This window comes from Novosphingobium colocasiae (assembly GCF_014652555.1).
Taxonomy (GTDB): domain Bacteria; phylum Pseudomonadota; class Alphaproteobacteria; order Sphingomonadales; family Sphingomonadaceae; genus Novosphingobium; species Novosphingobium colocasiae.
The window spans coordinates 51,519-76,472 of record NZ_BMZA01000011.1; the positions used below are offsets into that span (position 1 = coordinate 51,519).

The 24,954-nt window shown below is 65.0% G+C and carries 26 protein-coding genes and 1 pseudogene; 12 read left to right on the top strand and 15 right to left on the bottom strand.

The window, feature by feature from the left end; all coding sequences use genetic code 11:
- Positions 1–34: 34 nt before the first annotated feature.
- Complete coding sequence (locus tag IE122_RS13585) at positions 35–781, bottom strand: DUF72 domain-containing protein (protein WP_189621715.1); 747 nt, start codon at positions 779–781, stop codon at positions 35–37.
- On the bottom strand, positions 778–2,937 hold the full coding sequence (purL, locus tag IE122_RS13590; protein ID WP_189621716.1) for a phosphoribosylformylglycinamidine synthase subunit PurL: 2,160 nt from the start codon (positions 2,935–2,937) through the stop codon (positions 778–780). Before purL ends, IE122_RS13585 begins: the two co-directional genes overlap by 4 nt.
- A gap of 115 nt (positions 2,938–3,052) precedes the next feature.
- Between purL and IE122_RS13595 the strand changes: the two genes are divergently transcribed.
- The 7 genes and pseudogenes from IE122_RS13595 to IE122_RS13625 all read left to right on the top strand — a co-directional run.
- A complete protein-coding gene (locus tag IE122_RS13595; protein ID WP_189621717.1) occupies positions 3,053–3,307 on the top strand; it encodes an exodeoxyribonuclease VII small subunit in 255 nt (84 codons plus the stop codon).
- Positions 3,307–4,218, top strand: a complete 912-nt coding sequence (locus IE122_RS13600) for a polyprenyl synthetase family protein (RefSeq protein ID WP_189621718.1) — start codon at positions 3,307–3,309, stop codon at positions 4,216–4,218. The genes IE122_RS13595 and IE122_RS13600 overlap by 1 nt, the downstream gene beginning before the upstream one ends.
- Positions 4,218–4,742: a pantetheine-phosphate adenylyltransferase gene (gene coaD, locus IE122_RS13605; RefSeq protein WP_189621719.1), complete on the top strand. Its 525-nt coding sequence runs from the start codon at positions 4,218–4,220 to the stop codon at positions 4,740–4,742. Before IE122_RS13600 ends, coaD begins: the two co-directional genes overlap by 1 nt.
- Positions 4,743–4,847: 105 nt before the next feature.
- Positions 4,848–5,540 (top strand): peptidylprolyl isomerase, encoded by a 693-nt coding sequence (locus IE122_RS13610; protein WP_189621720.1) that lies wholly within the window; start codon positions 4,848–4,850, stop codon positions 5,538–5,540.
- A gap of 16 nt (positions 5,541–5,556) precedes the next feature.
- Positions 5,557–6,585, top strand: coding sequence for a tRNA preQ1(34) S-adenosylmethionine ribosyltransferase-isomerase QueA (gene queA, locus IE122_RS13615; RefSeq protein WP_189621721.1), 1,029 nt, complete (start codon positions 5,557–5,559; stop codon positions 6,583–6,585).
- 76 nt (positions 6,586–6,661) lie between these two features.
- Entirely contained in the window at positions 6,662–6,931 is a 270-nt protein-coding gene (locus IE122_RS13620) for a type II toxin-antitoxin system ParD family antitoxin (protein ID WP_189621722.1), read from the top strand.
- A 19-nt stretch (positions 6,932–6,950) separates the two neighbouring features.
- Positions 6,951–7,246, top strand: a pseudogene (locus IE122_RS13625) (S-adenosylmethionine:tRNA ribosyltransferase-isomerase); the annotation flags it as partial.
- A 235-nt stretch (positions 7,247–7,481) separates the two neighbouring features.
- Here IE122_RS13625 and IE122_RS13630 read toward each other — a convergent pair.
- From IE122_RS13630 to murI, 8 genes are all read right to left on the bottom strand, one after another.
- Positions 7,482–9,029, bottom strand: coding sequence for an anti-phage dCTP deaminase (locus IE122_RS13630; RefSeq protein WP_189621723.1), 1,548 nt, complete (start codon positions 9,027–9,029; stop codon positions 7,482–7,484).
- An 849-nt stretch (positions 9,030–9,878) separates the two neighbouring features.
- Positions 9,879–11,000, bottom strand: a complete 1,122-nt coding sequence (locus IE122_RS13635) for a glycosyltransferase family 4 protein (protein ID WP_189621724.1) — start codon at positions 10,998–11,000, stop codon at positions 9,879–9,881.
- A gap of 12 nt (positions 11,001–11,012) precedes the next feature.
- Positions 11,013–11,453 (bottom strand): GtrA family protein, encoded by a 441-nt coding sequence (locus IE122_RS13640; RefSeq protein WP_189621725.1) that lies wholly within the window; start codon positions 11,451–11,453, stop codon positions 11,013–11,015.
- A 2-nt stretch (positions 11,454–11,455) separates the two neighbouring features.
- The gene (locus tag IE122_RS13645; protein ID WP_189621726.1) at positions 11,456–12,139 is read right to left on the bottom strand and encodes a ferritin-like domain-containing protein; all 684 of its coding nucleotides are present in this window, start codon (positions 12,137–12,139) and stop codon (positions 11,456–11,458) included.
- Between the two features lie 78 nt (positions 12,140–12,217).
- Positions 12,218–12,772 carry a pseudouridine synthase gene (locus tag IE122_RS13650; protein WP_189621727.1) on the bottom strand — a complete coding sequence of 185 codons (555 nt, stop codon included), beginning with the start codon at positions 12,770–12,772 and terminating at the stop codon, positions 12,218–12,220.
- A gap of 51 nt (positions 12,773–12,823) precedes the next feature.
- On the bottom strand, positions 12,824–14,038 hold the full coding sequence (hemA, locus tag IE122_RS13655; RefSeq protein ID WP_189621728.1) for a 5-aminolevulinate synthase: 1,215 nt from the start codon (positions 14,036–14,038) through the stop codon (positions 12,824–12,826).
- Between the two features lie 149 nt (positions 14,039–14,187).
- Positions 14,188–14,976, bottom strand: coding sequence for a hypothetical protein (locus IE122_RS13660; RefSeq protein WP_189621729.1), 789 nt, complete (start codon positions 14,974–14,976; stop codon positions 14,188–14,190).
- The gene (gene murI, locus IE122_RS13665; RefSeq protein ID WP_189621730.1) at positions 14,973–15,809 is read right to left on the bottom strand and encodes a glutamate racemase; all 837 of its coding nucleotides are present in this window, start codon (positions 15,807–15,809) and stop codon (positions 14,973–14,975) included. The genes IE122_RS13660 and murI overlap by 4 nt, the downstream gene beginning before the upstream one ends.
- A gap of 133 nt (positions 15,810–15,942) precedes the next feature.
- Between murI and plsY the strand changes: the two genes are divergently transcribed.
- The 5 genes from plsY (at position 15,943) to IE122_RS13690 (ending at position 21,188) form a co-directional block, all read left to right on the top strand.
- Positions 15,943–16,524, top strand: a complete 582-nt coding sequence (gene plsY, locus IE122_RS13670) for a glycerol-3-phosphate 1-O-acyltransferase PlsY (protein ID WP_189621731.1) — start codon at positions 15,943–15,945, stop codon at positions 16,522–16,524.
- A gap of 8 nt (positions 16,525–16,532) precedes the next feature.
- Positions 16,533–17,645 carry a DNA-processing protein DprA gene (gene dprA / locus IE122_RS13675; protein ID WP_189621732.1) on the top strand — a complete coding sequence of 371 codons (1,113 nt, stop codon included), beginning with the start codon at positions 16,533–16,535 and terminating at the stop codon, positions 17,643–17,645.
- A 22-nt stretch (positions 17,646–17,667) separates the two neighbouring features.
- The gene (locus tag IE122_RS13680) at positions 17,668–18,324 is read left to right on the top strand and encodes a hypothetical protein (protein WP_189621733.1); all 657 of its coding nucleotides are present in this window, start codon (positions 17,668–17,670) and stop codon (positions 18,322–18,324) included.
- Positions 18,325–18,414: 90 nt separating this feature from the next.
- Positions 18,415–21,009, top strand: coding sequence for a type I DNA topoisomerase (topA, locus tag IE122_RS13685; RefSeq protein WP_189621734.1), 2,595 nt, complete (start codon positions 18,415–18,417; stop codon positions 21,007–21,009).
- Complete coding sequence (locus IE122_RS13690; RefSeq protein ID WP_189621735.1) at positions 21,009–21,188, top strand: hypothetical protein; 180 nt, start codon at positions 21,009–21,011, stop codon at positions 21,186–21,188. Before topA ends, IE122_RS13690 begins: the two co-directional genes overlap by 1 nt.
- A gap of 45 nt (positions 21,189–21,233) precedes the next feature.
- Here the strand turns inward: IE122_RS13690 and lexA are convergent, their stop codons facing one another.
- From lexA to trpC, 5 genes are all read right to left on the bottom strand, one after another.
- Positions 21,234–21,920: a transcriptional repressor LexA gene (lexA, locus tag IE122_RS13695; RefSeq protein WP_189621736.1), complete on the bottom strand. Its 687-nt coding sequence runs from the start codon at positions 21,918–21,920 to the stop codon at positions 21,234–21,236.
- A gap of 87 nt (positions 21,921–22,007) precedes the next feature.
- Positions 22,008–23,228: a molybdopterin molybdotransferase MoeA gene (locus IE122_RS13700; protein WP_189621737.1), complete on the bottom strand. Its 1,221-nt coding sequence runs from the start codon at positions 23,226–23,228 to the stop codon at positions 22,008–22,010.
- Complete coding sequence (moaC, locus tag IE122_RS13705; protein ID WP_189621738.1) at positions 23,228–23,710, bottom strand: cyclic pyranopterin monophosphate synthase MoaC; 483 nt, start codon at positions 23,708–23,710, stop codon at positions 23,228–23,230. The genes IE122_RS13700 and moaC overlap by 1 nt, the downstream gene beginning before the upstream one ends.
- Positions 23,707–24,162, bottom strand: a complete 456-nt coding sequence (locus IE122_RS13710) for an SRPBCC family protein (protein WP_189621739.1) — start codon at positions 24,160–24,162, stop codon at positions 23,707–23,709. Before IE122_RS13710 ends, moaC begins: the two co-directional genes overlap by 4 nt.
- Complete coding sequence (gene trpC, locus IE122_RS13715; RefSeq protein WP_189621794.1) at positions 24,159–24,950, bottom strand: indole-3-glycerol phosphate synthase TrpC; 792 nt, start codon at positions 24,948–24,950, stop codon at positions 24,159–24,161. Before trpC ends, IE122_RS13710 begins: the two co-directional genes overlap by 4 nt.
- Positions 24,951–24,954: the final 4 nt, after the last annotated feature.

A 24,954-nucleotide genomic window follows, 5' to 3' on the forward strand; every position in this document is an offset into this window, starting at 1 on the left:
CTGGGGGTGGATACTTTTCAGGCCTTCGGGTGGGTCAATTCAACCTTGCGATCAGCGCCTGCCCCGCAGCAGGATTGCGCTCCTTGGCACCGGAAATGAAGAACACATAGGCGTCGCCACCCTTGGACCATTCGCGGGCCTTGTCCGCCCAGCGATCGAGCGCCTTCTCGTCATACCCCGTCGGACAATCGGCCGTCGCCCGTTGCAGGCGGGCGTAGCTGAAATCGGCGGTCCGCTCGTCGATCTGCGGGAATTGGTCATGGTCCGCGAAGACAACCGCCATGTTGCGCGATCGGGCAAGGTCGATGAAGGCGGGATCGCGAAAGCTTTCGTGCCGCACTTCCAGCGCATGACGCAGCGCCGTGCCGTCCTGTGCATCGGGCAGCAGATCCAGAAAGCGGGCAAAGTCCTCGCGATCGAAATGCTTGGTGGCCATGAACTGCCACAGGATCGGGCCGAGCCGGTCATCCAGCCGGGTGAAGCCCTGGGTCAGGAATTTCTCTATCGATTCCGCGCCGTCGGCCAGCACCTTGCGATTGGTGCAGAACCGCGATGCCTTGAGGCTGAACCGGAAACCTTCGGGAACGGCAGCAGCCCAGTTGGCGAAGCTTTCGGCCTTCTGCCGGCCGTAATAGGTCGCGTTGATCTCGATCGCGGTCAGGTGCTGCCCGGCGTATTCGAGTTCACGCTTTTGCGGCAGCCCTTCGGGATAGAAGGCCCCGCCACGCCAGGGCTCATAGGTCCATCCGCCGATGCCGACACGGATGGACCCGGAACTCATCCTTCCATCCAGTCGCGGAAGAAGGCGTCGTTGGCTTCGCGCAGCGCGGCGATCTCCACCCCGGCAACGGCGGAGCCGCCGACGGTGCCGATCTTGACCGCACCCGGCAGTGCCGTCCCCGCCGGGACAGTCACGATATAGCGCGATTGGTCCTCGCCGAACGCCTGCGCGGTTGTGAGGGCCGCGTCGAGCGTGCAGCCGAGGTTGCCGGCCAGCGCCATTTCCGCCAGCGCGACCAGCAGGCCGCCGTCGCTGATGTCATGGACGGCGGTAACGTGGCCGTCCTTTATCCATCCGCGCACGGTCGCGCCGTTGGCGGCTTCGGCCTTGAGGTCGACGTGGGGCGGTTCGCCCGCTTCGGCCCCGGTGATTTCGCGCAGCCACAGAGATTGGCCCAGGTGCGTGCCTTCGCCGCCCAGCACCAGGATGTCCTCGCCCGCCGCCTTGAAGGCAATCGTTGCCATCTGGTCATGATCCGCCAGCAGGCCGACGCCGCCGATCGCCGGGGTCGGCAGGATGGCCGAGCCGCCGCCGGTGGCCTTGCTCTCGTTGTAGAGCGAGACGTTGCCCGAGACGATCGGATAGTCGAGCGCGCGGCAGGCATCGCCCATGCCGTTCAGGCAGCCGACGATCTGCGCCATGATCTGCGGGCGCTGCGGATTGGCGAAGTTCAGGCAGTTGGTGATCGCCAGCGGCAGGCCGCCGACGGCGCTGATGTTGCGATAGGTTTCGGCCACCGCCTGCTTGCCGCCTTCGTAAGGATCGGCGTAGCAATAGCGCGGCGCGCAGTCGGTGCTGATCGCCAGCGCCTTGCGCGTGCCGTGGACCCGCACCACCGCCGCATCGCCGCCGGACTTCTGCATGGTGTCCGCGCCGACCTGGCTATCGTACTGCTGCCAGATCCACGCCCGGCTGGCGAGATCGGCGCTGCCCATCAGCGTCAGCAGGTCCGCGCCGATATCGGCGCTCTCGGCCACCTCGCCCAGCGCCGGAACGGCAGCCCATTCGCGGTATTCTTCGGGCGAGACATAAGGCCGCTCATACTCGGGGGCTTCGTCCGCCAGCGGGCCGAGCGGGATGTCGCAGACCACTTCGCCGTTGAATTCCAGCACCATGTGGCCGGTATCGGTCACTTCGCCGATCACCGCGAAATCCAGCTCCCACTTGCGGAAGATCGCCTCGGCCATGGCTTCCTTGCCCGGCTGGAGGACCATCAGCATGCGTTCCTGCGATTCGGACAGCATCATCTCGTAAGGCGTCATCGCCTCTTCGCGGCACGGCACCTTGTTCATGTCGAGCCGGATGCCCGCGCCGCCCTTGCTGGCCATTTCGACCGAGGAGGAGGTGAGGCCGGCCGCGCCCATGTCCTGGATCGCGACGATGGCGTCGGTCGCCATGAGCTCCAGGCAGGCCTCGATCAGCAGCTTCTCGGTGAAGGGATCGCCCACCTGCACGGTCGGCCGCTTCTCGTCGCTGTGCTCGTCGAAGTCGGCGCTGGCCATCGTCGCGCCGTGGATGCCGTCGCGGCCGGTCTTGGAGCCGACGTAGACGATCGGATTGCCGAGGCCCGTGGCGGCGCAGTAGAAGATCTTGTCGGTATCCGCCACGCCCACGGTCATCGCGTTGACGAGGATGTTGCCGTCATAGGCCTTGTGGAAGTTGGTCTCGCCACCCACCGTCGGCACGCCCACGCAGTTGCCGTATCCACCGATCCCGGCGACGACGCCCTGCACCAGATGCTTCATCTTGGGGTGATCGGGCCGGCCAAAGCGCAGCGCGTTCATGTTGGCGACCGGGCGCGCGCCCATCGTGAACACGTCGCGCAGGATGCCCCCCACGCCGGTTGCCGCGCCCTGATAAGGCTCGATGTAGCTGGGGTGGTTGTGGCTCTCCATCTTGAAGATGGCGGCCTGTCCATCGCCGATGTCGATCACCCCGGCGTTCTCGCCCGGTCCCTGGATCACCCAGGGTGCTTGCGTCGGCAGCTTCTTCAGATGGAACCGGCTCGACTTGTACGAGCAATGCTCGGACCACATGACCGAGAAGATGCCCAGCTCGACCAGGTTGGGTTCGCGACCCAGCGCATGGAGCACGCGCTCGTATTCTTCGGGGTTGAGGCCATGCGCCTCGACGACGTCAGGGGTGATTCCGCTCATGGGTTCGCGCCTTAGCCTCGTCCTATAGCGCGCGCTAGGGGGTGAGGGGCCTGCCGCCGCATAACCGCCAATGCCCCGCTTGACCGCAAACCGGCGGACGGCCATTGCTGTCGGCATGACCGATGCCAGCGCCCAGATCGCCGAGATGACTTTCGAAGATGCCCTCAAGGCGCTGGAGGATATCGTGCGGCGGCTGGAAAGCGGGGACGCGACGCTCGACGATTCCATCTCGCTTTACGAGCAGGGCGAGAAACTGCGCCTGCATTGCCAGCAGCGGCTCGACGCGGCGCAGGCGCGGATCGAACGGGTGGTGCAGGGCGCGGACGGCCAGCCTGCCGGCACCCAGCCGTTCGACGCGGCGGACCGCTGATGGTGGACGCGCCGGCCACCCGGTCCGATCTTCTCGTTGACGAGCTGGAACGAATCGCGCGTGACATCGATGGCTTCTTCGACGCGGTGCTCAGCGTGCCTGACGATCCGCGCGCCCGGCTTTATGAAGCGATGCGGCACGCGGCGATTGGCGGCGGCAAGCGGCTGCGGCCGCTGCTGGTGATGGCGACGGCGGAAATGTTCGGCGTCGGCCGCGAAAGCGCGCTGCGCGTGGGCGCGGCGATCGAGGCGATCCACGTCTATTCGCTGGTCCATGACGATCTGCCCTGCATGGATGACGATGCCCTGCGGCACGGCAAGGCCACCGTCCACGTCGCGTTCGACGATGCGACGGCGGTGCTGGCGGGCGATTCGCTGCACGCCCTGGCGTTCGACCTGCTCGCCGATCCCGCCACCAGCGCCGATCCGTTCGTGCGGATCGAACTGGTGCGCACGCTGGCGGCGGCCAGCGGGGTTCAGGGCATGGCCGGCGGGCAGATGATGGATATCGTCGCCGAAACCCGCACCTTCGATCTGCAGACGGTAACCCGGCTGCAGCAGCTCAAGACCGGGGCGCTGCTGGGCGCGGCGGTGGAGATGGGGGCGATCCTGGGGCGGCTGCCGCCCGAAGGTCGCACGCACCTGCGCGGCTATGCCCGCGATATCGGCCTTGCCTTCCAGATCGTCGATGACCTGATCGATCACGAGGGCGATGCGGCGCTGGCCGGCAAGGCGGTGGGCAAGGATGCGGCGGCGGGCAAGCAGACCTTCGTGTCGCTGCTGGGGGCCGATCGCGCCCGCGATCAGGCGTTCGCGCTGGTCGATCAGGCGGTCTCGCACCTGGCGCAACACGGGGCCGAGGCGGATCTTCTGCGCGCGTTGGCGCGCTTCATTGTCGAAAGAGACCATTGATGAGCAATCCGCGGGGGGAACGGATCGGTGTCTATCCAGGCACGTTCGATCCGATCACGAAAGGGCATGCCGATATCATCCGGCGCGGTGCCAAGCTGGTTGACCGGCTGATCATCGGCGTCACCACCAATCCGTCGAAAAACCCGCTGTTCACCCCGGCCGAACGCATCGCCATGGTCGAGCGCGAGGTTGCCGAAATGGGCATCGAAAACGTCGGCGTGGTCGGCTTCAACGCGCTGCTGATGAAGTTCGCGGAAAAGCAGGGCGCGAACGTGATCGTGCGCGGCCTGCGCGCGGTCGCGGACTTCGAATACGAATACCAGATGGCCGGCATGAACCAGCAGCTCAACCCCAAGATCGAGACCGTGTTCCTGATGGCCGACGTCAGCCTGCAGCCGATCGCGTCCAAGCTGGTCAAGGAAATCGCCATGTTCGGCGGCGATATCACCCGCTTCGTCAGCGCCGAGGTCCGCAAGGACGTGGTCGAGCGGGTGGAGGCCAACGGCCTGATGGGCGATTACTGAGCGGCGGCCTGCCGAAACACCTTAATGAATCCGTTCATTGTCACGTCAGCGCCTTGGCTCTATCTGCGCTGCGATCAAGATGCGCACCATGGTTGAGAGAAGCAGATGAAATTTCGCCTGATTGCCGCTGCTGCCCTGTTTGCCTCGACCGGTTTGATGGCCCCGGCGCTGGCCGCCAAGGACAAGACGCCGGCCCCGGTCACCCCCGCCGCGCCCGCCTTGCCGACGGTGGTGGACACGGACCAGTCGCACCAGCCCGAGAACGTGCTGATCCTCGATCTGTCGAACGGCGGCCGGGTGGCGATCCGGCTGATGCCGGAATGGGCCCCCCACCATGTCGAGCGGATCAAGACGCTGGTGTCGCAAGGGTTCTACAACGGCCAGATCTTCCACCGCGTGATCGACGGCTTCATGGCGCAGACCGGCGACCCCACCGGCACCGGGCAGGGCGGTTCGCCGCTGCCCGATCTCCAGGCCGAATTCAACGCCATGCCGCACTTGCGCGGCACGGTTTCGATGGCGCGCACGGCGGAACCGAACAGCGCGAACAGCCAGTTCTTCATCGTATTCTATCCGCGCTTCGCGCTCGATCACAAATATACCGTGTTCGGCCGGGTGATCGCGGGCATGCAATACGTCGATGCCATCCATCGCGGCGAACCGCCGGCGGACCCCACGAAGATCGTCCAGGCCTCGCTCGCTTCGCAGAACCTGGCGGCTCCCCCGGCGCAGACCGCTCCGGTCGCTCCGGCGGCTCCGGTCACCGCCAGCCAGCTCAGCAATTCCAGGTCGGACTGAACCGGACCTTCCGCTGATGCGGGTTGACCTGTTCGACTTCGACCTGCCGCCAGAGCGCATCGCCTTGCGCCCGGTGCGCCCGCGCGATGCCGCGCGCATGCTGGTGGCCGCCGGCGATGCCCCCTTGCGCGATGCCCACGTCCGCGATCTGCCCGCGCTGCTGCGCGCAGGCGATGTGCTGGTGTTCAACGATACTCGGGTCATCCCCGCCCAGCTTGAGGGCACGCGCGGCCAGGCGCGGATCGGGGCCACGCTACACAAGCGGCTGGACCTGCGCCGCTGGCAGGCATTCGTGCGCAACGCCAAGCGGCTGAAGGAGGGTGACGAGATCGCCTTTCCCGCCGGCGTCACCGCCACCGCCGAAGCGCGGCACGAAGACGGCAGCATCACCCTCGCGTTCCACGGTGAAGAGCCGGTCGAAGTCCTGCTCGAACGCGCCGGGCGCATGCCGCTGCCCCCCTACATCGCCGGCAAGCGCGCGACCGACGAGGCCGACCGCAGCGATTACCAGACCATGTTCGCCGCCCGCGACGGCGCGGTGGCCGCGCCCACCGCCTCGCTCCATTTCACCCCGGACCTCATCGCCGCGCTCGACGCGGCGGGCATCGGCCGCGAGACGCTGACCCTCCATGTCGGTGCCGGCACCTTCCTGCCGGTCAAGGCCGAGGATACCGCCGAACACAAAATGCACGCCGAATGGGGCCGGATCGACGCCGATACCGCCCAGCGCCTCAACGCCGCCCGCGCCGCCGGCGGCCGCATCATCGCCGCCGGCACCACCGCCCTGCGCCTCCTCGAAAGCGCCGCCACCCCGGACGGCACCATCGCCCCCTTCGAAGGCGACACCGCGATCTTCATCACCCCCGGCTACCGCTTCCGCGCGATCGACGGCCTAATGACCAACTTCCACCTGCCGAAATCGACGCTGTTCATGCTGGTGAGCGCGCTGATGGGGCTGGAGCGGATGCAGGCGGTCTATGCCCATGCGATCGGGGAGGGATATCGGTTCTACAGCTATGGGGACAGTTCGCTGCTGTTGCCGTGAAGGCGGAGCCGATAACGAACTTTGCTAAATATCGTTATCAGGGTACCATGGCTGGCGATCATGCCGGAGCTCTGCCGTGAATGTCAGCCTGACACCTGAACTCGAATCGCTGATCCACCAGAAGGTGAGTGCAGGGCGCTACACGTCGGCGAGCGAGGTCGTGCGCGAGGCGCTGCGGTTGATGGACGAGCGCGACCAGATGCAGGAACTCTACAAGGCATCGCTGCGCGACAAGATCGCGGCCGGAATGGCCTCGCTGCGCGCCGGGCAGGGCAGCGATGGCGAAGCCTTCATGGCGCGGCTCGACGCCGATCTGGCGGCGATCGAGGCGCAGGAGCGGGAGTGACCCGCCGCTATATTCTCTCGGCCGCATCATCGCCGCCGGCACCACCGCCCAGGGCCTCCTCGAAAGCGCCGCCGCCCCGGACGGCACGATCGAACCCTTCGAAGGCGACACCGCGATCTTCATCACCCCCCGCTACCGCTTCTGCGCGATCGACGGCCTGATGACCACTTCCGCCTGCCGAAATCGACGCTGTTCATGCTGGTGAGCGCGCTGATGGGGCTGGAACGGCTGCAGGCGGTTTACGCGCACGCGATCGGCGAGGGGTACCGGTTCTACAGCTATGGGGATTCGAATTTGTTGCGGCCGGAGGTATAATCCATATGCCTCCTAGGTAGCAGGATTGGCCTAGGCTGGTTTACAGGGTTTAATAATCAAGCCCGACTTTTCTAAGTTGCGAAGAGCAGCCTGACGATGATCTTGGGCAAGCCCTGAAGGGGGCGCTTCAACTGGCTTCACTGTTCCAGACGGCACCGAACGTGCTCCCCCAGGAATTGGTAACAGCATAGAAAACTGGCCAGAATTCTGACTTCTGAGTTTATTTTTTGCCATGCTATCCCTCTTGCAACTGGGTCAACTCCTGAATCACCAGTTCCTCGCTCGACATATATGAATCAAGTGGGTGGAGGAAGAGCGGTTCGGCATCACGACGACCTTTTTCGATGAACTTGCCTGCATCGTCCTTCCGCTCTCTCCCAAGGCTCGAAAATACCCGCATTGATGCACGAGGGGCGAAACCCTCATATTGTATGAAATGGACCTTCCTAGGTTCATCTGTCAGCGTGATGGAGTCCCAATGGAGATCGAGGGCCAAACTCTTGCTGTATGGTTCGATAAAAACAACCCGAGTGATGCCTGCCGCAACTATGTGTCGGGCACAATTATGGCAGGGGAAGGTAGTCGTATACAGCGTACTTTCAACAGTTGATCCTTTCCCGATTCTTGCAACTGATACTATTGCCTCCATCTCTGCGTGAACGGATCTTGAAAATTCAATAAGATTTCGAGCGTCAGAACCTGAAACTTTCGCTACTATATCACGCACGCCGCTTTCGTTAGAGCCATCCGATGTCAATGATTTTGCAATAGAGGTGGCTAGTTTATGCTTTCGAGCATCGTTATGACAAATTTTTCCGCCCCATTTATAGCATCTTTTATCGTCAGATTCTTCTAGATCAGAAGAATATAGGCCCCCACCGGAGCGAGGGACGTCATTCCATCCAACACCAATTAACTCATGCGACTTATTGTAGATTGACGCCCCAACTTGCCGTGACATGCAGGCTGACTTCGTGGCGGCGGAGGCAGCCTTCATCATACCTGTTTCGTCATGAGTTGGAGTGTGAAGTTTGGTTCCAAATATGACATCAAGGAAGCGTTTAATCGCTGGCTTAACATTATCAACGACGTCGGTATGATTTCTAATGAAATAATCTGCTAGGTGAGCGGTTTTGCTGACCTGCTGTCCATTTTTTGGCCCTTCATACTCATCCCGATTCATAATATACTTAACAGAATTTTGATCTATGGCCCCATCGACTAAGCGTTTTTCTCTAATATTTTCCGGAGCGAACACGGAAATATGCCAGAAAAGGTCGCCATATATTTGTCGAAGCCGCTTGACCTCAGCGGGATTCTTCAATGAATCCACTATATAGACAATTCTTTTTCTGACCGCAATATCGGGCGCATTTTCTTGAACCAAGACCCCGCCACTATCTCTACGAAATAAATTTATCGTTTCAATAACGCGATCTGCGAGGTAAGATATCTTTTTATTACGGAGTTTATTTCCTGCGCTCTGGTATTGGTCGACGCGTTCGGTGGGGCTATTAACGTCTGACAGATTCATCCCTATTTCGTGCGCATGATCCCTAATTATATCACTGACCTTGATATATTTTGTTTCGTATCCGAATTCGGAAATCAGCAAATTGCTCAATTGATCACATACTGTTGACACCCCCGACCCGACGGGCCCGCTAAACGCGATGACCAACTCCAAGCTTCCTCGATCATCCGCTCTAAAGGTCTTAAATTCCATCGAACCAGCTGATGCTTCATTGGCATGCTCGGGTGTGCCCACCGCCTTCGTAGCCATGCTTTTAATCTCTCATTGCTCCATGACGGCCTTATCTATAATCAATTTTCGGCGGTTCATACAACTGATCCGAGTAGTAAAATTTCTTTAATTCCTTTTCAGCCTTTTGGCTGTTGCGGGCTTGACTAATCATCGCTTTGTTTGACGCGTGGGCATGGACTTTGAGTTCAGATTTACGGCTGCAGTTTATCGAACCCCCTTATGACTTCCGCCCAAAAAGGGTGTCCGAGGTGAGTGCCGGGCTACGGTGGCAGTTTACTCAACCCCTAAACCGCCCGCCAACTTTCCTACACGCCCACCTTTGCGATATCGTGGCCTTGCGTCAAAGCAATGCTCTTTCCCATCGTCTTCCGCCCGATCACGTGAATTTCCACCGACAAGTGTAACTTTCGCAAAACCTTATCAAATCGTTGATTTTAAATCATAAATCGCCATTTTCGAAAGTTACACGGTGTAACCTTTGTAAACTTCGCCGCTCCGACACGCTTATACCGACATACGCTGAATGTGACTCATCTCCCCTCCCCGACGGCGGGGCAATCGCATAGGAAATTGCCTTTCCGTATTGGTCACCCTGAACTTGTTTCAGGGTCCATCGTGCCTCAGACCGGGACGTTGAAAGGCGCTGGACGCTGGGACCATGCCCTATTCGACGGTGGGGCAAACCGCGCCATGGATGCTGAAACAAAGTTCAGCATGACGAAGCTGCGGGTAAACTCGTCCTATGCGATTGCCCTGGCCCCGACGGGGGAGCGAGGCGAAGCTGAGCGTCTGCCTTGGCGTCGGTACACCCCCACCCGACCTCCCCCTCAAGGGGGAGGAGTAGGGCATGATCATTCCGGCTTGGTATCAGCGCGCCAGCAGTGAACGATAGGCTTCCAGCACGCTGTGCGAGGCGGCGTCCCAGGTGTAGCGGCGGCTCGTTGCCAGTGCCGCCTGCGCCATGGCGGCGCGGCGTGGCGGGTCGGTGATCAGCGCGGCGGTGGCGTCGGCGAAGGCTGCCGCGTCGCCGGCCGGGCAGATCAGGCCGTCGTGGCTCGGCGTCACTATCGCCCGCGCGCTTTGCGCTTCGGCGCAGACCGGGACCAGCCCGCAGGCCATCGCCTCGGTCACCACGTTGCCGAACGCTTCGGTGGTGCTGGGGTGGATCAGCAGGTCGGCGCTCGCCACCGCGCGGGCCAGCGGTTCGCCGTCGAGGTGGCCGGTCAGCACCGCGCCCGGCAGGTCGGCGAACAGCGCGCGCGCCGGTCCTTCGCCGATCGCCAGCGCGCGAACCTTGTGCCCGGCCCGCGTCAGCCGCGCGACAGTATCGACATACGTGGCGATGCCCTTTTCCAGCACCAGCCGCCCGAAGAACAGCGCCACCGTCTCGTCATCGGCGATCCCCAGTGCGCGGCGCCAGTCCATGTCGCGGCGACCGGGATGGAACAGCGCCGTGTCGATGCCCCGGCTCCACACCGAAACCCGGCGGTCGCCCCGCAGGTGCGCCATATCCTCGGCCAGCGCGGCGGTCGGCACCAGCACGTGGTCGCAGCGGCGGTAAAAGCGCCGCAGGTGCCTTTCCAGCAGCGGCCGCAAGGCCTCCAGCCGGTAGTAGGCGAGGTACGTCTCGAACCGGGTGTGCTGGCTGGCGACGACCGGGACGCCAAGGCCGAGCGCGAAGGTCTGGGCGCGGGTGCCGAGGATGTCGGGCGTGGAGAGGTGCACCAAGTCGGGCGCGAAGGCGCGCAGGTCCTGCCGGATCGCGCGGGGCAGGCCCAGCGCCAGCCGGAACTCGCTGCGCACCGGCAAGGGCACGGAAGCGACCGGGATCAGCGTCCCCGCCGGTTCGAACGCCGGGGTGGCGGTGACCGGCGAATAGACCCGGACCGTGCAGCCGCTATCCTCCAGATAGCGCACCAGCCGGTTCAGCGCCATGTTGGCACCTTCGCGCAGGTAGTTGTAATTGCCGGAAAACAGCGCGATCCGCATGATCGGTTCGGCTCAGACGCGGCGGAAGTTGACCGTGGCGTTGAGGAGGAACATGACCAGCCCCGCCACCACCGAAACCAGCACCCGCGCCACCAGGTAATTCACCCCCGCCCCTTCCACCATCAGCGCGAACAGCGCCAGCGTGATTGCCAGCCCGATGCCCGAATTGACGAGGAACAGCGCATACCCCGTATGCAGCGCGCGCTGGGTCCCGGCGAAGATCCAGCTCCGCCCCAGCGCATAGTGCAGGGTGTTGGCGGTGACGAAGCTGACCCCGGCTGAAACCACCTTGTCGGCCCGCGCCAGGTGAACCAGCACCCACAGCACGGCCAGACCGACGATGAAGGCAAAGGTGCTGACCACGGTGTTGCGGGCCAGCATCGCGCCGACCGGGCGGCTCCATACCCGGCGCAGCAGGCCGGCGGCCGGTTCTGCATCCCCCCCGTTGGCCATGGTCAGCCGGGAAAGGCCGCAGGCATCAGGTCTGCAGGCTGGGTTTCCCCGGCATCGGCCCAGTCCTCGCGCCGGGCGATCCACGGGTTGAGGAACAGGAACGGCAGCTTCAGGAACAGCAGTTCGGAATGGACGAACCCGTCGATCGCGCGCTCCCACCAGCGGGTAGGCCGCCGGCCGTGATCGCGCAGCCAGCCTTCATAAGGGGCCCAGTGGCTGGGTTCGTCGCGATGGATGACCTCGAAGATGCGGGTCAGCGTGCTGTCGGACCGGACCATGGCGTTGCCCAGAAGGATTTCTACCTGGCGATACCCGCGCTGCTCGGTCAGCGAGATGACGCGGCACAGGCGCTCGAAAAGATCGTCGCGATCGACCACCGCCTGCGTGTCGAGGCGGTCGATGGTGCGGCGGAACATGATCTCGATGAACCGGTCGATATGGCCGAAGGTGCGGTCAAGCTTCATCGGCATGGTCCCGCGCCGTTCAAACCAGCGCTTGAACATCACGTAATGCTTGCGTTCGTCGGCACGATGGCGGGCGATCAGGCCGATCAGGTGGGCATCGTCCGGCGACCGACGGCGCACGGCATCGAGCACGCGATCGAGCGCGGTATAGCCGCGATGTTCGTTATAGATGTAGATGCTGCCCAGGACGTCCAGGTAGCGGCTGCGAAACCAGCGAAGCATGCGTGTCTATCCCCGCGAGTTCAGCCTGCAAAGGCGCGTTGTCGTATGAACGGAAGCTGACGAAGGTGGTTGCGCCGATCAGCCGGTTGCCGGTGAAATTTCGTCCCACTGGCCGGGTGGGATCCCGTCCAGTGTCCAGTTGCCCACGCTCCAGCGGACCAGGCGCAGCGTCGGGTGGCCGATGGCGGCAGTCATCCGCCGGACCTGGCGGTTGCGGCCTTCGCTGATCGTCAGGCGCACCCAGCAATCGGGCACTGACTTGCGGAACCGCACCGGCGGCTGGCGCGGCCACAGCGCGGGCGGATCGATCCGTTCGGCGCGGGCAGGGCGTGTCAGGCCGTCGTTCAACCGGACGCCCTTGCGCAGCGCCGCCAGCGCAGCCTCGTCCGGCTCGCCTTCGACCTGGACAAGATAGCATTTCGGCAGTTTGAAGCGTGGATCGGCGATGCGCGCCTGCAGCCGCCCGTCATCGGTCAGGAGCAGGAGCCCTTCGCTGTCCCGGTCGAGCCGGCCGGCGGGGTAGACGCCGGGCCGGTCGATATAGTCGGATAACGTCGCGCGCGGGCTGGGCGAGCGGACGTCGGTGAACTGCGACAGGACGTCGTAGGGCTTGTTGAACAGGATGAGCGCCATCGCCTCATCCCTGCGCACAACATGGCCCGCCGGGCAAGCGCCTCGCGCCGGTCAGGCGGCTACCCGCAGTTCCATCCGGTCCCAGATTTCCACCAGCGCGCGCGTCAGGTCGCGCATCATCTCTTCGGTGTGGGCGGGACCGGGAGTGAAACGCAGACGCTCGGTCCCGCGCGGGACGGTGGGGAAGTTGATCGGCTGCACATAGGCACCGTATTCGGCGAGCAGAATGTCGCTGATCTTCTTCGCCTTGACCGGATCGCCCACCATCAGCGGCACGATATGCGTGGTCGAATCCATCACCGGCAGCCCGGCCTCGCGGAACAGGCGCTTGAGCAGGGCGGCGGAGGCCTGCTGGCCCTCACGTTCGACGCTGGATGCCTTAAGGTGCTTGACCGAGGCGAGCACGCCCGCGACCAGCACCGGCGAAAGCGAGGTGGTGAAGATGAAGCCGGGGGCATAGGACCGGATGCAGTCGATGATCCGGGTGTCGGCGGCGATGTACCCGCCCATCACCCCGAAAGCCTTGCCCAGCGTGCCTTCGATGATGTCGATGCGGTGGGCCGCTTCGTCACGATCGGTGATGCCGCCGCCGCGCGGGCCGTACATGCCGACCGCGTGGACTTCATCGATATAGGTCAGCGCGTTGTACTTGTCCGCCAGGTCGCAGATCGCATGGATCGGGGCGACATCGCCGTCCATCGAATAGACCGATTCGAATGCGATGAGCTTGGGCAGCGCCGGGTCTGCGGCCGCCAGCAGCTCTTCGAGATGGTCGAGATCGTTGTGGCGGAACACCAGCTTGTCGCAGCCCGAATTGCGGATGCCGGCAATCATCGAGGCGTGGTTGAGTTCGTCCGAGAAGATGATGCAGCCGGGCAGCAGCTTGGCCAGCGTCGACAGCGTGGCGTCGTTCGAGACATACCCGGAGGTGAACAGCAGCGCGCCATCCTTGCCGTGCAGATCGGCCAGTTCGCGTTCCAGTTCGAGGTGATAGTGCGTGTTGCCGCCGATATTGCGGGTGCCGCCCGAACCCGCGCCGACATCGTGCAACGCCGATTCCATCGCCTCGATCACCTTGGGATGCTGGCCCATCGCCAGGTAATCGTTCGAGCACCATACCGTGATCGGCTTCGGCCCGTTATGGCCGGCGAAGCAGCGCGCGTTAGGGTAGGCACCCTTGTTGCGCAGGATGTCGATGAATACGCGGTAGCGCCCTTCGGAATGAAGCCGCTCGATCGCCTGGTCAAATATCTGGTCGTACTTCACGAAAGGCTCTGTCCTGCGCTGCCTGTCCCGTATGGGGCCGGGTTGATCCAAACGTCTCGCCTTGCCCGAACCGGTCGGGGGGCCTCTACAGTATCAGGCGTTTCATTGCCAGCTACTAGTCATTGGTATGACTACGGAGCAAAGCCCCTTTACGGAGCAAAGCCTCTGGGTGCCTGGGGAATCACGCTGGGGTCGCGTCCTTCCACGATGGTCATGTGGGGGGCTTCGCGGTGCAGTGCATTGATCGTCATCAACCAACCGATCTGCGCATCACGATTGAAATCGTGCACGGTCGCGGTCGCATAGCGCGCCGGGGGCCGCAGATCGCGCCAGTTAGCCCGTACCGGCGCAACATCGCCGGTCAGCAGGAATTCGCGCTGATCGGCCATCCGCAGATAGACCATCGCCATGCCGGGCGCGACATCGTCGAGCGGGATCACCACCACGCCGGGCGCGATAGCCCGGGGGAAAGGGGCGTCGCGCGGTTCGTCCGGCCGGTCGCCCTCGCTTTCGGGGGCGGGGGAGAGCAGCAAGTGGATGCTGGCACGGCGGACCGCTTCATCCACCCGATGCTGTGCGTCGGGATCATAGCCGAGGAGATCGGTCTTGCGGGCGCGCTTGGCACCGATGCCGCGCCCGATGGCGATGGTCCGGCCATCGGTCAGCCTGACCTGGTACGCGCGCAGTGAGGTGCGCGTATCGCGGACGCCACCGCCGGCCTCGGTCAGGTTGCGCATCGTCAGCCGATAGCCGAGCATTTCGTGTCGCAGTTCCAGCGGCGGTTCGCCCGGCAGCGATGCCGCCAGTTCGCGCAACTGCGCCATGGTCAGCGGCCGCGGGTGTGCCGTGCCGAGGCCGTTGTCCAGGAAGTACCAGTAGAACGGAAATCCGATTGTCGCGATAAAGACCAGCAGCAGCAGATTAAGCCGTCGCGTCAAAACACCTCGCCCTTTGCAAAACCGTAACGCCGCAATGCTTTAGCGTAGGCGTCCGGTGCGTTCCCGGACCCGGTAAATAGCGCGAGGTCATCGCTCTGGCGAGCATATTCCTGTCCCGCTGTGAGACGGGCGATCTGGCGCGCGATCCCTGCCGCGCCGTGGACGAAGCGGACATCGGGCCCGAATGCCTGCGCCAGTTCCGGCTCCAGCAGCGGGAAGTGGGTGCAGGCGAGGACCACCGTGTCGATCCTGTCACCATCGGGCATCGAGCGCAGCGCTTCGGCGGCGCGGACCACGGCACCGGCATCGAACGGTTGGCCGCGCAGCTTCGCCTCCGCCGCTTCCACCAGTTCGGGCGCGCCGTGGCGCAGCAGGCGCTTGCCGGCGGCGAATTCGTGCTCCAGCCGATCGACATAGGCCTGGCGGATAGTTGCCTCGGTGCCGAGCAGGCCGATCACGCCGCTACGGGTCAGCGCCGCTGCCGGCTTGATAGCCGGGACGGTGCCGACGATAGGCACCTCCAGCACTTCGCGCACCATGCCCAGCGCGATGGTCGAGGCGGTGTTGCAGGCGATGCATACCAACCGGGGCCGATAGCGTTCGGTCAGCCGCCCCAGCAGCCCGGCAACCCGCGCGGCGATCTGCGCCTCGGTCTTGGCACCATAGGGCAGCCCGGCGGTGTCGGCGGCATAGAGGATCGGGGCATCGGGCAGAACCTTGCGCACTTCCTCCAGCACCGTGAACCCGCCCACGCCCGAATCGAATAGCAGGATCGGTGCCGCCGGATCGACTGCGTGAGCGAGGGTTTGGGCGGGGTCGGGGGCGCTGGTCATGCTCGAAATCCTGAACTGTCCTTGCGTTAGCGGGGGCGGCGGGGCTTGGGCAACCATCATCGGCGAGGAAAGGCGCGGAGATGGCGGTAAACGTGCTTCGCGTCGCTGCAGGAAGCCGCTAAGGCCTTTGGCGATGGACTGGATATTCGCCCTGATGGCCGGCTATGCGCTGGGTTCCGTGCCCTTCGGCATCATTCTTACCCGGATCGCCGGCGCGGGCGATCTGCGCACGATCGGCTCGGGCAATATCGGGGCCACCAATGTGCTGCGCACCGGGCGCAAGGGGCTCGCCGCCGCCACGCTGCTGCTCGATCTGGCCAAGGGCCTGGTCGCGGTGGTGCTGGCAGATGCGATCTGGCCCGGCCTTGGCGTCTATGGCGCGCTCGGTGCGGTGATCGGCCACTGCTACCCGGTGTGGCTCAAGTTTCGCGGCGGCAAGGGCGTGGCGACGCTGGCGGGGGTGTGCTTTGGCCTCGCCTGGCCGGTGGGGCTGGTCTACGCCGTATTGTGGATCGGCGTGCTGGCGATCAGCCGGATATCCTCGCTCGGCGGGATGAGCGCGGCGATCGGCGCGCCGCTGGCCGCCTTCGCCTTTGGCCTGCCGATCGAAGCAGTCGCGCTCACCATCCTCGCGGCGCTGGTCGTCTTCAAGCACCGTGAAAACATCGCCCGGCTGCGCAACGGTACGGAGCCGCGCATCGGCGGCAAGGGCTGAAGCGGCTCATGGGCAGCGGGGCAGCGGCAGACCTTTCGCAGGCGGAAGCCTTCGCCCGCATCCGCCTACTGCGCTCGCCGAACATCGGCCCGGTATCGTACCGCCAGTTGCTGGCCCGGTTCGGTACCGCAATTGCCGCGCTCGATGCGCTGCCCGATCTGGCCGGGCGGGGTGGCAAGCCTTACCGGATCGCCGCCGAAGGCCGCGTGCACGATGAAATCGCGGCGCTGCGCAAGACCGGCGCGCGTTACCTGTTTCACGATTCGGCAGACTATCCGGCCCTGCTGCGCGGCGCGGAAGGCGCACCGCCGATCCTGACGATGCGGGGCGATCCGGCGCTGGCGGTACGGCCGTGCCTCGCCATGGTCGGCGCGCGCAACGCCTCGGCAGCGGCGGTGCGGCTGGCGCGCGATTTCGCGCACGCACTGGCGGCAGAGGGCTACACCGTGGTCTCGGGCCTGGCGCGGGGGATCGACGGCGCGGCGCACGAAGGTGCGCTGGCGGGCGGTGGCGGCACGATCGGCGTGATCGCCAGCGGGATCGACATCGCCTATCCCCCCGAACACGCCGCCCTGCAGGAGCGCGTGGCGCAGGAGGGCCTGCTGTTCGCCGAACAGCCCCCCGGAACCGAGCCGCTGGCCCGCCACTTCCCGGCGCGCAACCGCATCATCGCCGGGCTGGCGGCCGGAACGCTGGTGGTCGAGGCAGCGCCGCGCTCCGGATCGCTGATCACCGCAAGGCTGGCGGGGGAGATGGGGCGCGAAGTCATGGCGGTCCCCGGCAGCCCGCTCGATCCGCGCTCGCACGGCTGCAATCAGTTGATCCGTGACGGTGCCGTGCTGGTGCAGAGCCCGGCCGATGTGATCGAACTGCTGTGCGGGTTTGACGGCGTTCCGCGATCCACCTTCCGCGAGGAAGCGCCGCTCTGGGATGCGGCGGAAATGGAGGAGGCCGAACCGGCCGATATCGCCGCGTTGCTCACCACCGCCCCGGTATCGGTGGACGAACTGATCCGCCAATCGGGCAGCGGCGCGGCGGCGGTGCAACTGGCCTTGCTGGAACTGGAACTGGCGGGCAGAGTGGTGCGCCATGCCGGGGGCAGGGTAAGCCTTTCGGGCTAGGGCAGCAGCAAAGGGGACGGGCATGGAAGACAACGCACGGCAGATCGAGATCGGCCCGCTGATCACGGATTTCATTGAACTGTTCGGCCGCTATGCGGGGATCGTGCTGGGCGCGGCGGCCGGTCTGGCCGTGGCCGGTGTCGGACTGGTCCTGATCTCGACCGATCGGGCCACGCAATCGGTCACCAACATCGCGGCGTTCTTTGTGACTTTCGCCGTACTGCGCCACATCCTACGGGGGGAGAACCTGATCGAGGAGGAAGGCACGCTTGGCGCTTATTTCCGCTCATCGATCCTCAACGGGCTGGGGGTGCTGCTGGGGCTTGTCTTGCTGATCGTGCCCGGACTGTTCCTCATGTCATGCTGGTCGATGGCGGGTTGTCTCGTCCTGACCCGCAACCTGCGCGCGCGCGAAGCCTTGGGCGCGAGCTGGGAAGCGACGCGCAAATGCGGCTGGATGCTGGTTCTGGTCTACACCCTGGCAATCCTCGCAGTGGTTCTTGCCGTAGTGGCACTTGGCGCTGTGGGAGGCGTCCTGTTCGGCACGGAATCGATCGCGCAGACGGTCATCACCGAATGCGTCGGCGATCTCGTCACGACCGTCTCGGCCGTACTTTCCGTCGCCATCTATCGCCAGTTGATCGGCTCCATGGGCCCATTGCGCACGATCTTCGCCTGAGCCGATCCCTCTTGACGCCATCCGCCGCTACCGCCCACCCTGTGCGTATGTGTATGCGTGCGTGCACGCGAGAGGACAGATTTTACACCAATGCAACTCGTCATCGTCGAATCTCCGGCCAAGGCCAAGACCATCGAGAAATACCTGGGCAAGGACTACAAGGTCCTCGCCAGCTATGGCCACGTGCGCGATCTGCCGCCCAAGGACGGGTCCGTCCGCCCGGACGAGGATTTCGCGATGGACTGGGAGCTGTACGGCGACAAGCAGCGCCAGGTGAAGGCGATCGCCGATGCCGCCAAGGATGCCGATCGCCTGATCCTCGCCACTGACCCTGATCGCGAGGGTGAGGCGATTTCGTGGCATGTGCAGGAACTGCTGCGCAAGCGCCGGGCGCTGCCCAAGGACGTCCAGCGGGTCACCTTCAACGCCATCACCAAGGATACGGTGACCAAGGCGATGCAGGCCCCGCGCGAGCTGGATCAGGACCTGATCGACGCCTATCTGGCGCGCCGCGCGCTCGATTACCTGTTCGGCTTTACGCTGTCGCCGGTGCTCTGGCGCAAGCTCCCAGGTGCCAAGTCGGCCGGACGGGTGCAGTCGGTGGCGCTGCGCCTGATCGTCGATCGCGAGCGTGAGATCGAAGCGTTCCGGCCGCAGGAATACTGGTCCGTGGCCGCCCAGATGGCGCATGACGGTACCGATTTCACCGCCCGCCTCGTCACCTTCGAAGGCTCCAAGCTCGATAAGCTGAGCCTGGGTGAGGAAGGCGTGGCCATGCGCGCCAAGGCGGCGGTGGAGCAGGGCGCGTTCCGGGTCGAAGGCGTCGAGACCAAGCCGCATCGCCGCAACCCGCAACCGCCGTTCACCACCTCGACCCTGCAGCAGGAAGCCGCGCGAAAGCTTGGTTTTTCCGCCAGCCAGACGATGCGCGTGGCGCAGACCCTGTATGAGGCGGGGGCGATCACCTACATGCGCACGGACGGCGTCCAGATGGACCCCAGCGCCGTCTCCGCCTGTCGCGTCGCGATCACCGAGCGGTTCTCGGGCCACTACCTGCCCGAAAAGCCCCGCCACTACGAAACCAAAGCGAAGAACGCGCAGGAAGCGCACGAGGCGATCCGGCCGACCGAGTTCAGCCGTGATCACTTCGGCTCGGGCGACGAGGCCCGGCTGTACGATCTGGTGTTCAAGCGGGCGATGGCCAGCCAGATGGCCTCTGCCGCGCTGGAGCGCACGACCGTGACTTTGCGCGATGCGACCGGGCGCAACGAACTGCGCGCCACCGGGCAGGTGGTGAAGTTCCCCGGCTTCCTCGCGGTCTATGAGGAAGGGCGGGATAACAAGGGCGATGAAGAGGACGGCGGCCTGCTGCCGGCGATGAAGGCGGGCGACATGCCTGCCAAGAAGGCGGTTACGGCTGAGCAGCACTTCACCCAGCCGCCGCCGCGCTATTCCGAGGCGAGTCTGGTCAAGCGGCTGGAGGAGCTGGGTATCGGCCGGCCTTCGACGTATGCCGCGACGATCCAGGTCCTGAAGGACCGCAACTATGTGCGGACGGAAAAAAATCGTTTTTTTGCAGAAGAATCTGGGCGGCTTTTGACATCGTTTCTGGAACGGTTCTTCGACCGCTATGTGGCTTACGAGTTCACCGCCGGGATGGAGGACGAGCTGGATGACGTCTCCGGCGGGCGGGCGGCTTGGAAGGCAGTGCTCGAGGCGTTCTGGCGCGATTTCAAGCCCAAGTCCGACGAGGTGATGGAGAAGAAGCCTTCGGAAGTGACCGAGGCGCTGGACGAATTCCTGTCTGATTACCTATTTCCGGCCAAGGCCGACGGCACCGATCCGCGCGTCTGCCCGAAGTGCCAGGCGGGGCGGCTGTCGCTGCGCGGCGGGCGCTATGGCGCGTTCGTGGCGTGTTCCAACTATCCCGAGTGCAAATACACCCGCAAGTTCGCGCAGCCCGGCGGCGAGAATGGCGAGGGCAGCGAGGACGAGGGACTGGGCAAGGACCCGGCCACCGGTCTGGAAATCACCCGCAAGGCCGGGCGTTTCGGCCCTTACGTGCAACTGGGCGAAGGCAAGGATGCCAAGCGCGCGTCGATCCCCAAGGACATCGGGGACCTGACGCTGGAATGGGCGATCAAGCTGCTAGGCCTGCCCCGGGCGGTTGGCGTCCACCCCGAAACCGGGCTTGAAATCGTATCGAACATCGGGCGTTACGGCCCGTACCTCATGCACGATGGCAAGTATGCGCGGCTGCGCACCACCGCGGACGTGTTCGAAACCGGCATGAACGCGGCGGTATCGCTGCTGGCCGAGGCGGCAAACGGCGGCGGGCGCGGGGCTCGGGCCAAGGCCGAGCCGATCAAGGTGCTGGGCGCGCATCCCACCAGCGGGGCGGAGATGAAGGTCATGGCCGGCCGGTTCGGCCCTTATGTGACTGACGGCACCACGAACGCCACCCTCCCGCGTGCGGTCAAGCCCGAGGACCTGAGCGCAGAGGAAGCGATCCGCCTGATCGACGAGAAGGCGGCCAAGGGCCCGGCAAAGGGCAAGAAGAAGGCTCCGGCCAAGAAGGCTCCGGTGAAGAAGGATGCCGCCCCGAAGAAGGCTGCGGCGAAGAAGCCTGCTGCGAAGAAAGCGGTGAAAGCCGCCGAAGTCAGCGAAGACGAGGTCCCGTTCTGATGAGCGACAAGGTCGCCAAGCACAAGCAGCCGTGGAAGTCCGACGAGCTGCAAAAGCTTCAGGCCCTTGCCGCCAAAGGCAAGGGGCTGAAGGAGATCGCCAAGGCGCTCAACCGCACCGAGGAATCCACCAAGGACGCGGCGCGCCAGCACGGGATGGCGATCGCCAAGGTCCGCTGAGACGCCGCAGCACTATCGCGCCCTGGCACCAGCGGCCCGCGCCCGTCAGTGGTAGCGGCGCAGGAGACCGGCCAGCTTGCCCTGAACTTCCACCTCGTCAGCGCCGTAGAACTGCGGTTCGTAAGCGGCGTTGGCGGGGTCCAGACGAATCATGCCGTCTTCGCGGCGCAGGTATTTTAGCGTGGCTTCCTCGCCGCGCACCAGCGCTACGACGATTTCGCCGTCGCGGGCGGTGCTGGTGCGTTTCACGAGGGCGAAATCGCCGTCCAGAATGCCCGCTTCGATCATCGAATCGCCGGAAACTTCGAGCGCATAGTGTTCGCCCGAGCCAAGCAGCGCAGCGGGAACGGGCAAAGTGGACTGGCCTTCCAGCGCTTCGATCGGGACGCCGGCGGCGATGCGGCCGTGGAGCGGCAGTTCGATCACGTCGTTCGCGGGGGCGGGCGGGGCACCGGCAGGGGCACGCAATGCGGCGGGGGCCGTTGCGGCGACGGCGGGCGCGGGCCGCGGGTCCGCATCTTCGGGCTGGCGCAACACTTCGAGTGCGCGCGCGCGGTTGGGCAGGCGGCGGATGAAGCCGCGTTCTTCCAGCGCCGAAATCAGCCGGTGGACGCCGGACTTGCTCTTGAGATCGAGCGCTTCCTTCATCTCTTCGAAACTGGGCGAGATGCCGCTGTCTTCAAGCCGGACCTGAATGAACCGGAGCAATTCGTGCTGCTTGCGCGTCAACATCTTCGCCGCCCTTCCTGGTACCGTTCGCCGCCATGTTCCATGTGGAGCGAACATTGCCAGAACAATTAGGCAACGAACAAGCTAAGGTCAAGCAATACCGCCATTTTGAAGCAGGAATATCCTGACCGGGTCTCCGACGAGGATGGCGGGGGCATGCGCCGGGCGATCGATCAGCGCATTGCTGGCCGAGAGCGCGGCCAGCGCGCCGCTGTCCTGGACGTTGACCGGGGTGGCGCTGTCCCCGTCCCAGACCGCACGAACAAATTCGCGGCGGCTGCCGGTTGCCGGCATCGGCGCGGCGGCGCGGGTGGCGATCGTGCGCGGCAGCGGTTGCGCCGCCCCCATCAGCTTGCGCAGTAGCGGCAGCAGGAACAGGTAGCCGGTGACGAAGCCGGACACCGGGTTGCCCGGCAGGCCCACCACAAGCTGCCGATGCCCGCCCACCGCGCGTTCGGCGACAAGGATCGGCTTGCCCGGCTTGATGCCGACCCGCCAGAAACCGAGCGTTGCGCCCCAGGCTTCAAGCGCGGGGCGGATAAGGTCGTGATCGCCCACTGAAGCACCGCCGCTGGTGACGATGACATCGACGTCCGCCGCCGCCTCGAACGCCGCGATCAGCGTATCAAGCCGGTCGGGGACCGGGCCGAGCCGCCGCGTGTCGACCGGCAGCGAGCGCACCAGCGCATCGAGCATCGGCCCGTTGCTGGCGGGGATCTGGTGGCGGGCGCAGCTTTCCGGATCGACGGCCAGTTCGTCCCCGCTATCGACGATGGCCAGCGTCGGCCGGCGCGTCACCGGGATGTGGCGGTGTCCGGCCGACAGCGCGAGCGCGATCTGGGCCGGGCCGACCGGCGTGCCGGCGTCCAGCACCGCGTCACCGGCGCAGAAGTCCATCCCGCAGCGGCGGATATGGCGATGCGGGGGGTCCGGCGGCGTCCCGGTCAGGCGGACGGTCTCGTCCTCGCGCGAAAGGTCTTCCTGGAGGACCACAGCGCCCGCGCCTTCCGGGATCAGCGCACCGGTTGATATGCGCACCGCCTGTCCGGGTTCGACGCTGTGCGGAAAGGGGTGGCCGGCGGCGCTTTCGCCGATCACACGCCATGGGCCTGCCATGTCGTGCCGGGTTACCGCATAGCCGTCCATGGCAGACAGGTCGGCGGCAGGCTGGGTCCGGCGCGCCAGCAGCGGTTCGGCGAGGAACCGGCCGAGCGCGCTGTCGACATCCACCCGCTCGATCTGCAGCGGCGCGGCCAGCGCCAGCAGGCGGGCTTGCGCCTCCTCCAGCGCCAGCAGCGGCGATCGCGCCATCAGGCCGCGTCTCCGGCGCGCCAGTGGCCGGATTTGCCGCCGCGCTTTTCGATCAGCCGGACCTGGTTGATGACCATGCCCTTGTCGAGCGCCTTGGCCATGTCATAAATTGTCAAAAGGGCGATGGAAGTTGCTGTCAATGCTTCCATTTCCACACCGGTCTTGCCGTTCAGCGAGGCGGTGGCGGTAACCCGGATGCCGTCATCCTCGAAGGCAAATTCCACGTTGATCGCATCGATAGGCAGCGGGTGGCACATCGGGATGAGATCGGCGGTGCGCTTGCCGCCCATGATGCCGGCGATGCGCGCCGTGCCCAGCACATCGCCCTTGGGGGCATCGCCGGCGCGCACGGCGGCCAGCGCGGCGGCGGACATCGTGATCCGGCCGCTCGCCACCGCCACGCGCTGCGTCTGCGCCTTTTCGCCAACGTCGACCATGCGGGCAGTGCCCTGCGCATCGATATGGGTGAGGGACGGCGTCATGCCTGGCGACTCTCGGCCGAGGCATCGAGCGCGGCGCGCAAGTGGGCAATGCGCTGCGGATAATAGCCGCGCAGGAACTCTTCGAGCCCTTCGGGTGCTGGGTTGGGCAGCCAGGCGGTCCAAGTGAAGGTGCAGCGATCGGGGCCTGCCGCATCCAGCTTCATCCGGCCGCGCACGCCGATGAGGATCGTCCTGGCGCAATCGGTCATCAGGTATTCGAGCATGTGGGCATCGGGATCGAGCGCTTCCAGACGCTCCACCGCGTGCCAGTCGCCCAGCGTCACCCGCCGTTCGCTGCCGATGCCGTCACCGATCACCTCGCACGCGGTCACCAGCGGGTGCCAGCGGCCGAGCGCACCAAAGGTACCGATCAGCGCCCAGGCATCAGCAATCGGCCAGTCGATCGGCTCGACCACGGTGATATCCGGGGCGCGGGAGGCGGGCGCGCTCATGCCCCGGTCAGCAGCCGGCGGGTGGCAGCTTCGACATCGGCTTCGCGCATCAGGCCTTCGCCGACCAGGAACGTGCGCGCGCCGCAGGCGGACAGGCGGACCAGATCAGCGTGGGAATTGATCCCGCTTTCGCTGACCAGCAGCGTGCCTTCGGGAGCCAGCGGGGCCAGCCGCTCGGTCGTGCCGATATCGGTAACGAAGCGCTTGAGATCACGGTTGTTGACTCCGATCAGCCGGGATTTGAGGCGCGCGGCCCGCTCCATCTCGGCTTCATTGTGGACTTCCACGAGGCAGTCCATGCCGCGTTCGAGCGCCGCCGCTTCGATCTCGGCCATTTGCGCATCGTCGAGAGCGGCGACGATGATGAGAATCGCATCGGCCCCGATCGCGCGCGCTTCGGCGACCTGCCAGGGATCGATCATGAAGTCCTTGCGGATCACCGGCAGCGAACAGGCGGCGCGGGCATCCATCAGGAAATCTTCGTGCCCCTGGAAATAGGGCGCATCGGTGAGGACAGAGAGGCAGGTCGCTCCGCCGTGCTGATAAGCAACGGCATGTTCGGCAGGCCGGAAATCTGGGCGGATCAGCCCCTTGGACGGCGAAGCCTTCTTGATTTCGGCGATCAGCGCGTAACCGTCGCCCGCCGCGCGGCGCAGCGCCGTTTCGAACCCGCGCGGGGCATCGTGCCGGGCGGCTTCCGCATCCAGATCGGCGATGGTGGCCAGCCCCATCCGGGCGGTCACTTCGGCGCGCTTGGTTTCGCAGATTTCGGTGAGCTTGTCGGTCATCGTC